The 16227-nt window shown below is 30.9% G+C and carries 17 protein-coding genes; 13 read left to right on the forward strand and 4 right to left on the reverse strand.

The genetic code is table 11. The features are described from left to right. The first annotated feature begins 16 nt into the window (after positions 1 to 16). From IDG66_RS10480 to opp4C, 4 genes are read left to right on the forward strand one after another with little or no spacing between them, the layout of a single operon-like run. On the forward strand, positions 17 to 1003 hold the full coding sequence (locus tag IDG66_RS10480; RefSeq protein WP_001067042.1) for an ABC transporter ATP-binding protein: 987 nt from the start codon (positions 17 to 19) through the stop codon (positions 1001 to 1003). A 2-nt stretch (positions 1004 to 1005) separates the two neighbouring features. Then, positions 1006 to 1986, forward strand: a complete 981-nt coding sequence (locus IDG66_RS10485; RefSeq protein ID WP_000427769.1) for an ABC transporter ATP-binding protein — start codon at positions 1006 to 1008, stop codon at positions 1984 to 1986. Next, complete coding sequence (gene opp4B, locus IDG66_RS10490; RefSeq protein ID WP_000239820.1) at positions 1979 to 2941, forward strand: oligopeptide ABC transporter permease; 963 nt, start codon at positions 1979 to 1981, stop codon at positions 2939 to 2941. Before IDG66_RS10485 ends, opp4B begins: the two co-directional genes overlap by 8 nt. A gap of 11 nt (positions 2942 to 2952) precedes the next feature. Then, positions 2953 to 3834 carry an oligopeptide ABC transporter permease gene (opp4C, locus tag IDG66_RS10495; RefSeq protein WP_001180274.1) on the forward strand — a complete coding sequence of 294 codons (882 nt, stop codon included), beginning with the start codon at positions 2953 to 2955 and terminating at the stop codon, positions 3832 to 3834. 41 nt (positions 3835 to 3875) lie between these two features. Here the strand turns inward: opp4C and trpS are convergent, their stop codons facing one another. Further along, positions 3876 to 4865 carry a tryptophan--tRNA ligase gene (gene trpS, locus IDG66_RS10500; protein WP_000448934.1) on the reverse strand — a complete coding sequence of 330 codons (990 nt, stop codon included), beginning with the start codon at positions 4863 to 4865 and terminating at the stop codon, positions 3876 to 3878. A gap of 294 nt (positions 4866 to 5159) precedes the next feature. Here trpS and spxA point away from each other — a divergent pair, with 294 nt between their 5' ends. The 4 genes from spxA to pepF all read left to right on the forward strand — a co-directional run bounded on the left by spxA (position 5160) and on the right by pepF (position 9608). Then, positions 5160 to 5555 carry a transcriptional regulator SpxA gene (gene spxA, locus IDG66_RS10505; protein ID WP_000258003.1) on the forward strand — a complete coding sequence of 132 codons (396 nt, stop codon included), beginning with the start codon at positions 5160 to 5162 and terminating at the stop codon, positions 5553 to 5555. A gap of 370 nt (positions 5556 to 5925) precedes the next feature. After that, positions 5926 to 6645, forward strand: coding sequence for an adaptor protein MecA (mecA, locus tag IDG66_RS10510; RefSeq protein WP_001217728.1), 720 nt, complete (start codon positions 5926 to 5928; stop codon positions 6643 to 6645). 120 nt (positions 6646 to 6765) lie between these two features. Beyond that, entirely contained in the window at positions 6766 to 7752 is a 987-nt protein-coding gene (locus tag IDG66_RS10515; RefSeq protein WP_000959293.1) for a competence protein CoiA, read from the forward strand. A gap of 47 nt (positions 7753 to 7799) precedes the next feature. Then, on the forward strand, positions 7800 to 9608 hold the full coding sequence (pepF, locus tag IDG66_RS10520) for an oligoendopeptidase F (protein WP_000082725.1): 1809 nt from the start codon (positions 7800 to 7802) through the stop codon (positions 9606 to 9608). A 459-nt stretch (positions 9609 to 10067) separates the two neighbouring features. On the opposite strand, the gene yjbH is transcribed toward pepF, so the two are convergent. The 3 genes from yjbH to IDG66_RS10535 all read right to left on the reverse strand — a co-directional run bounded on the left by yjbH (position 10068) and on the right by IDG66_RS10535 (position 11959). Next, complete coding sequence (gene yjbH, locus IDG66_RS10525; RefSeq protein WP_000896697.1) at positions 10068 to 10874, reverse strand: protease adaptor protein YjbH; 807 nt, start codon at positions 10872 to 10874, stop codon at positions 10068 to 10070. 22 nt (positions 10875 to 10896) lie between these two features. After that, on the reverse strand, positions 10897 to 11262 hold the full coding sequence (locus tag IDG66_RS10530) for a truncated hemoglobin YjbI (protein ID WP_000214070.1): 366 nt from the start codon (positions 11260 to 11262) through the stop codon (positions 10897 to 10899). Positions 11263 to 11365: 103 nt separating this feature from the next. Beyond that, on the reverse strand, positions 11366 to 11959 hold the full coding sequence (locus tag IDG66_RS10535; protein ID WP_000224612.1) for a CYTH domain-containing protein: 594 nt from the start codon (positions 11957 to 11959) through the stop codon (positions 11366 to 11368). A 185-nt stretch (positions 11960 to 12144) separates the two neighbouring features. Between IDG66_RS10535 and IDG66_RS10540 the strand changes: the two genes are divergently transcribed. Genes IDG66_RS10540 through mgtE form a run of 5 tightly spaced genes read left to right on the forward strand, consistent with a single transcriptional unit; the run spans position 12145 to position 16227 of the window. Further along, positions 12145 to 12492 carry a UPF0738 family protein gene (locus IDG66_RS10540; protein ID WP_001242102.1) on the forward strand — a complete coding sequence of 116 codons (348 nt, stop codon included), beginning with the start codon at positions 12145 to 12147 and terminating at the stop codon, positions 12490 to 12492. A gap of 16 nt (positions 12493 to 12508) precedes the next feature. Continuing rightward, complete coding sequence (gene yjbM / locus IDG66_RS10545) at positions 12509 to 13144, forward strand: GTP diphosphokinase (RefSeq protein WP_001077683.1); 636 nt, start codon at positions 12509 to 12511, stop codon at positions 13142 to 13144. 16 nt (positions 13145 to 13160) lie between these two features. After that, positions 13161 to 13970: an NAD kinase gene (locus IDG66_RS10550; protein WP_001270834.1), complete on the forward strand. Its 810-nt coding sequence runs from the start codon at positions 13161 to 13163 to the stop codon at positions 13968 to 13970. Beyond that, positions 13967 to 14821 carry an RluA family pseudouridine synthase gene (locus IDG66_RS10555; protein WP_000669935.1) on the forward strand — a complete coding sequence of 285 codons (855 nt, stop codon included), beginning with the start codon at positions 13967 to 13969 and terminating at the stop codon, positions 14819 to 14821. The genes IDG66_RS10550 and IDG66_RS10555 overlap by 4 nt, the downstream gene beginning before the upstream one ends. 20 nt (positions 14822 to 14841) lie before the next feature. Beyond that, positions 14842 to 16227: a magnesium transporter gene (gene mgtE, locus IDG66_RS10560; protein ID WP_000062407.1), complete on the forward strand. Its 1386-nt coding sequence runs from the start codon at positions 14842 to 14844 to the stop codon at positions 16225 to 16227.

Below are 16227 nucleotides of genomic sequence, written 5' to 3' on the forward strand. Positions count from 1 at the left end.
TATATGGGGGGATGTTATGAATAATGTATTGTTAGAGGTTAAAGATTTAGAAACATCATTAAAAATAAATAATGAATGGTTAGCAACTGTTGAAAATATTTCTTTTGAATTATCTAAAGGAGAAGTTTTGGGTATAGTAGGGGAATCTGGTTGCGGTAAGTCCATATTAAGTAAGTCAATTATTAAATTATTACCAGAAAAGATATCTAAACTAAGTAATGGAGAAGTTATATTTGATGGTAAACGAATCGATACGCTCAATGAGAAGCAATTGCTAGATATTCGAGGAAATGATATTGCTATGATTTTTCAAGAACCTATGACTGCTTTAAATCCTGTATTTACCATAAAAAATCAACTTGTGGAATCTATAAAATCACATAAAAAAATTTCTAAAAAAGAAGCAAATAACTTAGCAAAAGATTTACTAAAAAAAGTTGGAATTGCTAGACAAGATGAAATATTAAATAGCTATCCTCATCAATTATCTGGTGGTATGAGACAAAGAGTAATGATTGCAATGGCCATTTCATGTTCTCCTAAATTATTAATTGCTGATGAACCTACAACAGCATTGGATGTCACGATTCAAGCGCAAATATTAGACTTATTAAAAGAATTGCAAAAGGAAACGCAAATGGCAATTATGATGATTACACATGATTTGAGTGTAGTTGCTGAGTTTTGCGATAAAGTCTTAGTTATGTATGCAGGTCAAATTGTAGAATTTGGAGGCATAAAAGAAATACTACACAATCCGAAACATCCTTATACCCAAAAATTATTATCAACAATTCCAAAACTTAAAGAAGAGCAGAAACGACTTGAAACGATAGAAGGAATTGTGCCATCAATCCAAGCATTTCACGTTAATAAGTGCAGATTTGCAAATAGATGTAACAAAAAAATGGATATTTGTAATAATCAATCTCCTAAAATGCATGTTTGTGAAGACGTCATTGTACGTTGTCATTTGTACAAAAATGAATATAAGGAGATATAAGAATGGAAAATATTTTAGAAGTCAACCAAATAAAAAAATACTACAAAATTAAAACTGGATTATTACAAAAAACTCAGTACGTTAAAGCTGTTGATGACGTATCGTTTTCAATAAAAAAAGGACAAACTTTTGGATTAGTAGGAGAATCGGGTTGTGGTAAGTCAACGTTAGGTAAAGTGATTATCAGGCTTGAAGATGCAACTTCAGGCTCAATAATTGTTAATGGTGAAGATATAACAAGATTACAAGGTAAAAAACTCAGAAAATCACGACAACAATATCAGATGATATTTCAAGATCCGTATGCATCATTGAATCCGATGCAAATGGTTGGAGATATCATTTCAGAACCTATTTTAAATTATAAAAAATTGCCAAAAGAAGAAATAAAAAAAGAAGTACTATATTTATTAAAATGTGTTGGCCTAAGTGAAGATGCATATTATAAATATGCACATGAATTTTCAGGTGGACAGAGACAAAGAGTGGGAATTGCAAGAGCATTGGCTTTGCGTCCGAGTTTAATTGTTGCTGATGAGCCTGTAAGTGCATTAGATGTATCTGTTCAATCTCAAGTACTGAATTTATTAAAAGATTTACAAGAACAATTTAACTTAAGCTATTTATTTATCGCACATGATTTAAGTGTAGTAAAACATATAAGTGATGTCATTGGAGTTATGTATTTAGGTCATATAGTTGAAATCGCATCTGATAAAGAAATTTATGAAAATCCCAAACATCCATATACAAAAGCGTTGATTTCATCAATACCACAAATTGATAAACATAATAACAATAGAATTATATTAAAAGGAGAATTACCTTCGCCAAGTAATCCGCCGCAAGGTTGTCCTTTTCATACAAGATGTCCGATTGCAAAAGATAAATGTAAAGAAAATATACCACAATTAAAGGACATTGGTGATGAACATCAAGTTGCTTGTTTTTATGTAAATAAAGTAGGTGATTTAAATGGTTAAATTAATATTAAAGAGATTAGGTTTAATGATTCCGTTACTAATTTTAATTTCTATTGTTGTATTTTCATTAGCTATCATTCAACCAGGAGATCCATTTTCAGATTTACAAAACGGAAAAATAAAACAAGAAGCGATAAATGCACAAAGGGAAAAGTTAGGCCTCAACGACTCTATATCACATCAATACATTAGATGGGTCAATCATGTTATACATGGTGATTTAGGGGAGTCAATCAAATATAAAAGGCCGGTAATTGATGTTATTGAGGAAAGAATTCCAAATACAATATTACTCGGTGCTATGTCATTAATTATTACTTATATTATCTCATTTGCTTTAGGAATAACGTCAGGTAGATATTCTTACAGTTTGACTGATTATACTGTGCAAATATTTAATTATTTGATGTTAGCTATTCCATCTTTTATTGCGGGAGTATTTGCAATTTTTATTTTTTCTTTTGAATTACAATGGTTTCCGTTTCAAGGTTCTGTTGATATTAACCTTAAAGAAGGTACTTTTGAATATTATATGAGTAAAATTTATCATACATTTTTGCCTGCATTAACTTTAGGATTATTATCTACTGCTGGTTATATTCAATATTTACGTAATGATATTATTGAAAATTCTAAAAAAGATTATGTATTGACGGCAAGGTCAAAAGGATTATCTATGAATAAAATTTATAATAAACATATATTGAGAAATTCTTTAATACCTATTATTACATTTTTAGGTGCTGATATTGTAAGTATTTTAGGTGGAGCTGTGATTACTGAGACTATCTTTTCATATAACGGTATCGGTAAATTATTTTTAGAATCGGTAATAGGTCAAGACTATCCATTAATGATGGCATTAACGTTGTTTTTCTCATTTTTAGGTTTACTGGGTAATTTGATTTCTGATATTACTTATGGATTTATAGATCCAAGAATTAGAAGTAACTAGGGGGGATTGGAATGCAAAATAAGTCAAAATCGCCTTTTAAAATTGCATTGTCTAGATTTATTCATAATAAAATTGCAATGTTATCGATTATTTTTTTATTAATCATAACTATTATATCAATTATAGCGCCATTAATAGCTCCTTTTCCAGTGAACCAACAAGATTTATTAAATATAAAAGGTGAAATGACAGCACAAAACATTCTTGGTACAGACTCTGGTGGTAGGGATAACTTTAGTCGTTTGTTATATGCAGGTCGTATTTCATTATCCATTGGAATTACATCTACAATAGGAATGCTTTTGATTGGAATTACAGTTGGAGTGATTTCTGGTTATTTTGGAGGTATTGTTGATACATTATTAATGAGAATAACCGAATTTGTTATGTTATTTCCATTTTTAATATTTGCAATTGTATTAAATGCTGCACTTGGAGATAAAATTAAAAATCCTTATGGATCTGCCATAATTCTTGTTCTAGTTATTATCGTATTAAGTTGGGGAGGTATTGCAAGACTTGTTCGTGGTAAAGTACTTCAAGAAAAAGAAAATGAATACTTTTTGGCAGCAAAATCAATTGGTACACCCACATATAAAATTATTTTGAAACATCTTTTGCCGAATATATTAAGTGTAGTTATCGTACAAGCAACATTGTTATTTGCCGGTATGATTGTAGTGGAATCAGGATTGAGCTTTTTAGGATTCGGAATTAGTAAAGCAATACCATCTTGGGGTAATATGTTGAGTGATGCTCAAGAAGGGGATGTTATAAGTGGTAAACCGTGGATATGGATGCCACCTGCTATAATGATTACATTAACTATATTAAGTATAAACTTTGTAGGGGAAGGGCTTAAAGATGCTTTTAATCCTAGAGGTAGACGTTAAATAATAAAAGAGGCACTAGTTAATTCTAGTACCTCTTTATTTTATCTCTTACGTCCTAAACCCATCGCTTTTTCCATTTTTTTGACAGTTTTAAATGAAACTTTGTGTGCTTTATCTCTACCTTGATCTAAAATATCATCAAGTTTATCTGAGTTATAGAAACTTTCGTATTTTTCTTGGAATTCTACTAAAAATGCTTTAACTATTTCAGCAAGGTCACCTTTAAATTTACCATAACCTTCGCCCTCATATTTTGCCTCAATATCTTTAATTGGCATGTCTGTTAATCCAGCGTATATTGAAATTAAATTTGTTATACCTGGCTTGTTGTCACGATCAAATTTAATAATACCATCTGAATCAGTTACTGCGCTTTTAATTTTTTTAGCTGCAACATTCGGCTCGTCTAATAATGAAATGAAGTTTTTAGCATTATCATCACTCTTACTCATTTTTCTTGTTGGGTCTTGTAAACTCATGACACGTCCACCAACTTTAGGCATACGAATTTCAGGTTTCACAAGCACATCATTATAGCGACTATTAAATCTATCTACAAGGTTACGAGTCAATTCGATATGCTGCTTTTGGTCATCTCCAACTGGAACGATATTAGTATTGTAAAGAACAATATCAGCTGCCATTAAAGGTGGATATGTTAATAGACCAGCAGGTATACCTTCAACTGCTTTCTGAGCTTTATCTTTGTATTGCGTCATACGCTCTAATTCTCCAACAGAAGCAATCGTAGTTAACATCCATCCTGCTTGTACGTGTGCAGGGACTTCAGATTGTATGAACAATGTTGCTTTGTCTGGATCTATACCAGAAGCTAAATAAATCGCTGCTAATTGTCTGGTCTGTTTACGTAATTTTAAACGATCTTGTGGCATTGTAATTGCATGTTGATCTACGATACAGAAATAACAATCATAGTCATTTTGCACATCAACAAATTGTTTTAGTGCGCCAATATAATTTCCAATAGTAGGAATTCCACTAGGTTGGATGCCTGAAAATAATGTCTCCATTTAAATGCCTACTTTCTTAGTAATATTTTAATAATTATCATTATAACAGTATTTCTTAAAAATGTAAGATGTGTTAGAATATACGTATAACTTACTACTAACAAAGGGATTAATAATCTTTTTTATAAGTGTAGAAACTTATCTGAAAAATTAGGTTTTTCTCATTTAATTTTAATGTTAGATAGTTATAATAAATAGTAACGATTAAGAATTTTAGAAAAAAATGTTTTTTCTTGATCTATAACTAAATTTTAAGCAATGAATTTTATTCATTCAAATAGGAGAGTGAGATGTATGGTAACATTATTTACTTCACCAAGTTGCACATCTTGCCGTAAAGCGAAAGCATGGTTACAAGAACATGACATTCCGTATACGGAGCGTAATATTTTTTCTGAACATTTAACAATTGATGAAATTAAGCAAATATTAAAAATGACTGAAGACGGTACTGATGAAATCATTTCTACACGTTCTAAAACATACCAAAAATTAAATGTTGATATTGATTCACTACCATTACAAGACTTATATTCAATCATTCAAGATAATCCTGGCTTATTACGTCGTCCAATTATTTTAGATAATAAACGACTACAAGTTGGTTATAATGAGGACGAGATTCGACGTTTCTTACCTAGAAAAGTTCGTACGTTCCAATTACAAGAAGCACAACGTATGGTTGACTAATAACCATTTAACTATGTGTCATACTTTACTAAAAGATATGTCAAGCAACACTATTTCTATAGTGTTGCTTTTTTGGTTTTAATTTTACAATAATTGCTTAGTATCTTTTAAATCAAATGTGCAATTGTTAATATAGCTCTATATTAGAGTGTTTTGGATGAAACATTTGCTATGATAAGGTAAAATTAAATTAAGAAAGTGCTTTAATGCTTTAACTGTATAAATCATTTAAATAGTTTTGCTACAACGAATATGTTATTATAAGTTACCAAAATATTTTAGAGAAAGAAATCAAACAAATAAATTGTATTTTGTTTGATGCTTTAATACAATGTGGATACTATTCATCGACTGTAAGGAGTGAGATGATATGAGAATAGAACGAGTAGATGATACAACTGTAAAATTGTTTATAACATATAGCGATATCGAGGCCCGTGGATTTAGTCGTGAAGATTTATGGACAAATCGCAAACGTGGCGAAGAATTCTTTTGGTCAATGATGGATGAAATTAACGAAGAAGAAGATTTTGTTGTAGAAGGTCCATTATGGATTCAAGTACATGCCTTTGAAAAAGGTGTCGAAGTCACAATTTCTAAATCTAAAAATGAAGATATGATGAATATGTCTGATGATGATGCAACTGATCAATTTGATGAACAAGTTCAAGAATTGTTAGCTCAAACATTAGAAGGTGAAGATCAATTAGAAGAATTATTCGAGCAACGAACAAAAGAAAAAGAAGCTCAAGGTTCTAAACGTCAAAAGTCTTCAGCACGTAAAAATACAAGAACAATTATTGTGAAATTTAACGATTTAGAAGATGTTATTAATTATGCATATCATAGCAATCCAATAACTACAGAGTTTGAAGATTTGTTATATATGGTTGATGGTACTTATTATTATGCTGTACATTTTGATAGTCATGTTGATCAAGAAGTCATTAATGATAGTTACAGTCAATTGCTTGAATTTGCTTATCCAACAGACAGAACAGAAGTTTATTTAAATGACTATGCTAAAATAATTATGAGTCATAACGTAACAGCTCAAGTTCGACGTTATTTTCCAGAGACAACTGAATAACGATATTAATTAAGCAACGCACTATGAAAGGAGACTCTTTGGAGTCTCTTTTTTTATTGATTTCAAAAGCTGAAAAAGTAATAGTAGTTAAACTTACGTGTAATATTTTGAGGTGAAGATATGTTAGTAGCTTTAAATGAAGAAAAGGAACGTGTGTTAGCAACTACTGCATTGAGAAAGACACAATATTTTTGTCCGGTGTGTGGCAAGCAAGTTATTTTAAAGCGTGGGCTCAAAGTAATTAGTCATTTTGCACATAAACATTTAGCGGAACAAAAATGTTTTAATAATGAAACGATTAAACATTATAAAAGTAAATTGATTTTAGCACAGATGATACAGCAACAAGGATTTAAAGTAGAGATAGAGCCATTTTTAAAAGAAATAAAACAAATTCCGGATATTTTGATTAATAATAAATATGTTATTGAGCTACAGTATTCGCCAATTCCTTATAAACAGATTCTTCAACGAACGGAAGGTTTAAAGAAAATGGGATATAAAGTAAGTTGGTTATTAAATGATGTTGATTATTGTCATAATAAAGTGAAGTTCAATCATTTTCAAAGTATGTTTATTAATCCATTCACTCGAAAACTTCATACGTTCAATTTAGAGAAAAAACAAATAATGATGTTTCAACAAATACAATATTTAGGCGGGCACAAATATGTCGCTGAAAAAAGAAATGCCAAAATTAGTGAGTTGTTTAATGAGGCGCCTTGTGATTATCATGCTGTTTATAAATTATCAAAGTTCGCAATTAATCAATATATCAAATATTGTCGCTGGCAAAATTCTGTTTTAGAACCCACTTTAAGTGCAATGTATCAATTACAGTTAACTGATCAAGAAGTAGTGCACAATTATGGTTATATTTTTCCAGAGCAAATTTATATTAAAAATCATCCTATTGAGTGGCAATTACAAGTTGATTTATGGTTAAAGAATGGAAAAAGCAAATTAGTAAATGACAATCTTAATTATTTTAAACTGAAAAAGTTTATTGTTGGTCTAGAAAGTAAAACAGCAATTATAGAAAAACTTATTAACAATTATTTAAATATTTGTTCAGATAGAGGTAATGACGTGCAAATTTTGTTCTAAAATGAGAAAATTATATCAATTATATTTTATTAGGAGGTTTACTACATATGAGTCAACAATTATCTAGAGAAGAACAGGAACGTAAATATCCTGAATATACATGGGACTTAACAACAATTTTCAAAGATGATGAAGCTTTTGAGGCTGCATTTAAAGAAGTTGAAAATGAGTTAGGCAAAGAAGAACAATTTAAAGGACACATTGGTGATAGTGCTGAGACATTATACAATGCATTAGAATTAGAAGATACATTAGGTACTAAATTAGAAAAAGTATATGTATACGCGCACCTAAAACAAGACCAAGATACAACGAACGACAAGTATACTGGTATGGAGTCAAGAGCACATCAATTAATTATTAAATTTAGCTCGGCATGGAGTTTCTTAGTGCCAGAGATTTTACAAATTGATGAAGATAAAATTCAATCATTTGTAAATTCATATGATAAATTACAAAAATTCGCATTTGATTTGAAGTTGATTAATGAAAAACGTCCTCATATTTTAGATGCTGAAACTGAAAAGTTATTAACAGAAGCGCAGGACGCGTTATCAACGCCATCAAATGTATACGGTATGTTTAGCAACGCTGATTTAGTATTTGAAGATGCGATTGATAAAGATGGAAATGCACACCCGTTAACACAAGGTACATTTATTAAGTATTTAGAATCAGATGATCGCAAACTAAGAGAAAGTGCTTTTAGAAATGTATATAAAGCATATGGTGCTCATAATAATACGCTTGGCGCTACGCTAGCAGGTGAAGTGAAGAAAAATGTATTTAATGCTCGTACACACAATTACAAAACTGCAAGAGAAAAAGCATTGAGTAATAATCATATTCCAGAAAATGTATATGACAATCTAGTAAAAACTGTACATAAATATTTACCATTGCTACATAGATATACTGAATTGCGCAAAGAATTGCTAGGTTTAGATGACTTGAAAATGTATGATTTATATACACCATTAATTAAAGATATTAAGTTTGAAATGCCTTATGAAGAAGCTAAAGAGTGGATGTTAAAAGCTTTAGAACCAATGGGTGAAGAATATTTAAATGTAGTTAAAGAAGGCTTAAACAATCGTTGGGTCGATGTCTATGAGAATAAAGGTAAACGTTCAGGTGGCTATTCATCAGGTGCACATTTAACTAATCCATTTATTCTACTTAACTGGTCTAATACTATTTCAGACTTATACACATTAGTTCATGAATTTGGGCATTCAGCACATAGTTACTTCAGTAGAAAATTCCAACCGTCAAATTCTAGTGACTACACTATTTTTGTCGCTGAAGTTGCATCAACTTGTAACGAAGCACTTTTAAGTGATTATATGGATAAACATCTTGATGATGAAAAACGCTTATTATTATTAAACCAAGAATTAGAACGTTTCAGAGCTACATTATTCCGACAAACAATGTTCGCAGAATTTGAGCATAAAATTCATGCAATTGAAGAAGCAGGTGAACCTTTAACACCAACTAGAATGAATGAAGAATATGCCAAATTAAATAAATTATACTTCGGTGATTCTGTAGAAACTGATGAAGATATTAGTAAGGAATGGTCACGTATTCCACACTTCTATATGAATTATTATGTATATCAATACGCAACTGGTTACAGTGCAGCTCAAAGCTTAAGTCATCAAATTTTAACAGAAGGTAAGCCAGCAGTAGATAGATATATTAATGAATTCTTGAAAAAAGGTAGCTCAAATTATCCAATTGAGATATTAAAAAATGCTGGTGTAGATATGACAACACCTGAACCAATTGAACAAGCTTGTGAAGTTTTTGAACAAAAATTGAACGCTTTTGAAAAATTAATGAAAGCTTAGTACTATTGTATTCGCTTACATTATGAACAGATTGTGACAATTTAAATTAAGTACTATTAAAAGGTTGAAATGGTAGAGATAGCATGTTATATTATGAACATGAAATTAATCACATAACAAACATACCCCTTTGTTTGAAGTGAAAAATTTCTCCCATCCCCTTTGTTTAGCGTCGTGTATTCAGACACGACGTTTTTTTATGTTCTTTTTTAATAAGAGGGAAGTGAAGTTGTATAAAAATGTATTAAATATGCACTTTTTATACATTAACGATTAATATAAGTCTATTATGTACCAAATTTATAATTTGTATAATTTTCGAACTGGTTAAATTCGGAAAATATCACTAATATATTTAGATCGATGTGTAACATTACGTTCTAATAATTTAATGTTGCAAAATTAAGAGTCAGTAAAAAGACCTCGTTACATTTATGGTGTACGAGGTCTTTAATTTATTTATTTTGATTTGATTTTAGGCATTTTAGATTTCCAGAAATCGCCATCTGGATATTTAAGTTTTTCAATTTTTTGTTGAATGGCTAACTTCTTTAACTCTTTGTTTAAAAGTTTTTCTGGCCATTCATAAATAGTAAGTAATTCTTCCATCGTTACAAGTTGTTGTTGCTGTATATAAGTTTCTAATTTAGGAGGAAGATTCTTTTCGATAGGTTTACCCATCAATTCATTAATTATATAAGTATAGATGTGATATGGGTATAATCCTTCGACTTTTAAACCTTCTTCATGAACATCTTCACTAAAGAAAACGAGAGAAGGGGCTTGTTCGATTTCCATTTCTCTTGCAATATGCAAATCAATTTTCAAGCTTTCGGTTAGTTTACTTTTTTGTAAGTCGTCTTTAAATACTTCTAAATCAATACCTGCATTTTGAATACAGTCACAAATCATTGATTCTGTAATAATATCTCTTTTAGGTATGATTTCATTTTGCATTAAATGTATAAATCGTTCGGCACGTACACGACCTTGTAACTCAGCTGCTTTATAAGCTAGGGCGATGTTATCAAAGTTGGATGTACTTTGAGCTTGGCATTTCGTTAATACTTTTAACGAAGGATTTAATATATGTCTGATACGTATATATTGATTATATTCAATTCTTAATTTGGATAAGATTGCTGATAATTTGAAGCAATCGGAGCTAAATGGATCGAAAAATGAATAAATTTCGATTTTACTTACAGGTGATAGATTAATATCTTCACGACTCTTATTTTCCATTATTCGTAATTCTCCAGCCATGTTTATTCACCTACAATTAATTTTAGGAATTCACCATATGATTAGCAGTTAATCTTAAGCGCTCAAATAAATAATCTCCAACACCTTGTGGAAACGCAGCGCGATTAATTGCTGTCTGCATATTTTCTAACCATGCATCTCTTTCAAATTCAGTGATTGTAAAATCCATATGTCTTTTTCTTAGCATAGGATGTCCGTGTTCTTCGGTATAAATGTTTGGACCGCCCAAAAACTGTGTTAAAAATTGTTTTTGTTTACGACTTGTTTCTGCAAAATCTCCTGGAAACAGGTGATTAAGTCGTTCATCTTTTTCTACAAGGGTGTAAAAATAATCAATCATATCGTATAACGCTTCTTTACCAATGATGTCATATGGTGTTGTTGTCATTTAATCACCCATTTTCAAAAATTTACTGTTACGAACTTAAGTTAATATATAACTAATATAACATGATTTTAAACATTTGAAAGAAATATGCATATTTGCCAATTTAATTTATATTGTTTGAAAGTGTTTCTTTTTTCTTGAAAAAACGTTGAACTTTATTTAAAGGTTGATGATGTTCGAGGTTTAGTTCGTTTAATAAAGATTGGAACTTTTGTAAACCTTGATTATAGTCTTTAACTTCGAACTCTAACTCATAATCCGTAGTATCGAAATACTCACTTTTATCTAAAACGAGTAAATCACCTTTATATTTAGTTTCTTGGCGATATGTCGTTAATGCACCAAGTATTGATAAAGTTGTATCCTTTACACCAAACTGTTCAACTATAATTTGACGAATGTCATCTGGAAGATTGTCGTTTGAAATAATCAAGTTCATCTCTGGTTTAATGTCGACGATATAGTTGTATTCTAATAGACCAACCTTTGCTGGTGTCTTTAAAGTCATTTCATATTGATTGTCTTTAACTCTTATGCGTAGTGCAGAGCGATGTTCCTTTAATTTGAAATCGGGTGTATCAATATAGTAATTGATTTGCTTAAAAAGCACACTGTCTTTAAAATATTTCTCTTGCAATTTATTATAGATTGATGCAGTTATCATTTGTTTAAATTCTATTTCATGATTTGTTGCCATGATATGTATACACCTCGTATCAAATTCAATTTATCTTAACTATATTATGAATGACAAAGTTGAATTTTAAAAGCAATTTCCTTTATCTATTATCAATGTTAATTTGACCATTAAAAATAGTGTTCGTAAGTGTTTTGTATTATTGAATTGTGTTAAAATGTTATGGAATAAGAGGAGGATTAAGCATGCGTTTATATATTAATGAAATTAAAATTAAAGATGACATACTTTATTGTTATACAGAAGATTCTATTAAAGGATTATCTGAAGTAGGACAAATGCTCGTTGATAGTGATAATTATGCCTTTGCGTATACATTAGATGATGGTAAAGCGTATGCTTATCTCATTTTCGTACAAGAAACATGGACGATGTTGCATGAAAACATGACTAAAAAAATTATTATCAATGATGAACTAGAATTGACTGAATTCCACCAAGAACTTACTTATATTTTAGACAACATAAAAGGGAATAATAATTATGGTAAGGAATTTGTTGCAACCGTTGAAGAAACATTCGACATTGAATAAAGCGGGGTGAAGCACTATGAATCAATGGGATCAGTTCTTAACACCTTATAAGCAAGCGGTTGATGAGTTGAAAGTGAAACTTAAAGGCATGCGCAAACAATATGAAGTTGGTGAACAAGCGTCGCCAATAGAATTTGTTACTGGTCGTGTTAAACCAATCGCTAGTATTATAGATAAGGCAAACAAACGACAAATACCATTTGATAGGTTAAGAGAAGAAATGTACGATATCGCTGGTTTAAGAATGATGTGCCAATTTGTTGAAGATATTGATGTTGTCGTCAATATTTTAAGACAAAGAAAAGATTTTAAAGTAATTGAAGAACGAGATTATATTCGTAACACTAAAGAAAGTGGTTACCGCTCGTATCATGTCATTATTGAATATCCAATTGAAACATTACAAGGCCAAAAATTTATATTGGCTGAGATTCAGATTCGTACATTAGCAATGAATTTCTGGGCAACGATTGAACATACTTTACGATATAAATATGATGGTGCTTATCCGGATGAAATTCAACATCGTTTGGAAAGAGCGGCAGAAGCAGCGTATTTACTTGATGAAGAGATGTCTGAAATTAAAGATGAAATTCAGGAAGCTCAAAAATATTACACGCAAAAACGTTCTAAAAAACATGAAAATGATTAACGAGGTGTTATAAATCATGCGTTATACAATTTTAACTAAAGGTGACTCCAAGTCTAATGCCTTAAAGCATAAAATGATGAACTATATGAAAGATTTTCGCATGATTGAGGATAGTGAAAATCCTGAAATTGTTATTTCAGTTGGTGGTGATGGTACATTACTACAAGCATTCCATCAGTATAGCCACATGTTATCAAAAGTGGCATTTGTTGGAGTTCATACAGGTCATTTAGGATTTTATGCGGATTGGTTACCTCATGAAGTTGAAAAATTAATCATCGAAATTAATAATTCAGAGTTTCAGGTCATTGAATATCCATTGCTTGAAATTATTATGAGATACAACGACAACGGCTATGAAACAAGGTATTTAGCATTAAATGAAGCAACGATGAAAACTGAAAATGGCTCAACACTTGTTGTGGATGTTAACTTAAGAGGGAAACACTTTGAGCGATTTAGAGGCGATGGATTATGTGTATCAACACCTTCGGGTTCAACGGCTTATAACAAAGCGCTAGGTGGCGCACTGATACATCCTTCACTTGAAGCAATGCAAATTACAGAAATTGCCTCAATAAATAATCGTGTGTTTAGAACGGTAGGATCACCACTTGTATTACCAAAGCATCATACATGTTTAATATCACCAGTTAATCATGATACCATTAGAATGACGATAGATCATGTTAGTATCAAACATAAAAATGTTAATTCAATACAATACCGTGTAGCAAATGAAAAAGTGAGGTTTGCACGTTTTAGACCATTCCCATTCTGGAAACGTGTACACGATTCTTTCATATCAAGTGATGAAGAACGATGAAATTTAAGTATCATATATCACAACAGGAAACTGTTAAAACTTTTTTAGCACGACATGATTTTTCTAAGAAGACAGTGAGCGCCATTAAAAATAATGGCGCTTTAATTGTTAATGATGAACCAGTCACAGTGCGTAAGCAATTAATGCCAAATGATATATTAGAAATTCATTTACCACGAGAAATACCGAGTGTTAATTTAATACCTTATGCTCGTAAGCTAGAAGTATTGTATGAAGATGCTTTTATCATCATAGTTACTAAACCAAACAATCAAAATTGTACACCTTCGAGAGAACATCCTCATGAAAGTTTAATCGAACAAGTACTATATCATTGTCAGGAAAATGGTGAAAATATTAACCCACATATTGTTACGCGTCTAGATCGTAATACAACTGGTATTGTGATATTCGCTAAATATGGATATATCCATCATTTATTTTCTAAAGTAAACTTGAAAAAAATATATACTTGCCTTGTATATGGTAAAACCCATACATCTGGTATTATTGAAGCTAATATTAGACGGTCAAAGGATAGTATTATAACTAGAGAAGTTGCCTCGGATGGTAAATACGCTAAAACATCTTATGAAGTAATAAATCAGAATGATAAATACAGTTTATGCAAAGTTCATTTGCATACGGGACGTACACATCAAATTCGTGTACATTTTCAACATATTGGGCATCCAATTGTGGGAGATTCTTTGTATGATGGTTTTCATGACAAAATTCATGGTCAAGTACTGCAATGTACGCAAATATATTTTGTTCATCCAATCAATAAGAACAATATTTATATTACAATTGATTATAAGCAATTACTTAAATTATTCAATCAACTCTAATTCACACAGGGGGTGTAAGTATGTCAATGAACACAGATGAAAAAGAGCGTGTTCAAGAGGAATTATATGATGAGACATTATTAGATCAATACTTAGAAAATGATGATATTGATCAATTTAGAGATGAATTTCTAGCATTACACACATATGAACAAAGTGAGTATTTTGAAGATACTACCGATGAAAATAGACAAAAGATTTTTCAATATTTATCACCTGAAGAGGTTGCAAATTTCTTTGATCAATTAGATATTGATGACGATGAATATGAGTTGCTATTTGATAAAATGAATGCGACATACGCAAGTCACATATTAGAAGAAATGTCATACGATAATGCAGTAGATATTTTAAATGAGTTGACTAAACCAAAAGTTGCTAGTCTTTTAACATTGATGAATAAAGATGACGCGAATGAAATCAAAGCATTACTTCACTATGATGAGGATACGGCCGGCGGTATTATGACGACGGAGTATTTATCACTTAAAGCGCATACGCCTGTTAAAGAAGCATTATTATTGGTCAAAGCGCAAGCACCAGACGCAGAAACAATATATGTTATATTTGTCGTTGATGATGATGGTAAATTAGTAGGTGTTTTATCGCTAAGAGATTTAATTGTAGCTGAAAATGATGCTTATATTGAAGATATTATGAATGAACGTGTCATTAGTGTGAATGTAGCAGACGACCAAGAAGATGTTGCTCAAGTTATGAGAGACTATGATTTCATGGCTGTACCTGTTATAGATTACCAAGAACATTTGCTTGGTATCATCACGATTGATGATATTTTAGACGTTATGGATGAAGAGGCTAGTGAAGACTACTCTCGTTTAGCCGGGGTATCAGATATCGATTCGACTAATGATTCAATCATTAAAACAGCATTAAAACGTTTACCATGGTTGATTATTTTAACATTTTTAGGAATGATTACTGCGACAATTTTAGGGAGATTCGAAAAAACATTAGAAAATGTAGCGCTACTCGCAGCGTTTATTCCTATTATTAGTGGTATGTCAGGAAATTCAGGTACACAATCTTTAGCCGTTTCAGTTCGTAACATTACGACAGGGGAAATTAATGAGCAAAGTAAATTTAGAATTGCATTAAGAGAAGCAGGAAGTGGTGTATTATCGGGTGTTGTATGTTCAACAATATTATTTACAATTATTGTTGCAATATATCATCAGCCACTTTTAGCATTAATCGTTGCAGGAAGTTTAACTTGTGCGATGACGGTGGGGACGTTTGTAGGTTCGATGATTCCATTATTGATGAATAAATTAAATATCGATCCAGCAGTGGCTAGTGGACCATTTATTACAACAATTAATGATATTATTAGTATGTTGATTTATTTTGGTTTAGCTACATCATTTATGGCTTACTTAATTTAA

It is taken from the genome of Staphylococcus sp. EG-SA-18 (genome assembly GCF_017151825.1).
Lineage (GTDB): Bacteria > Bacillota > Bacilli > Staphylococcales > Staphylococcaceae > Staphylococcus > Staphylococcus aureus.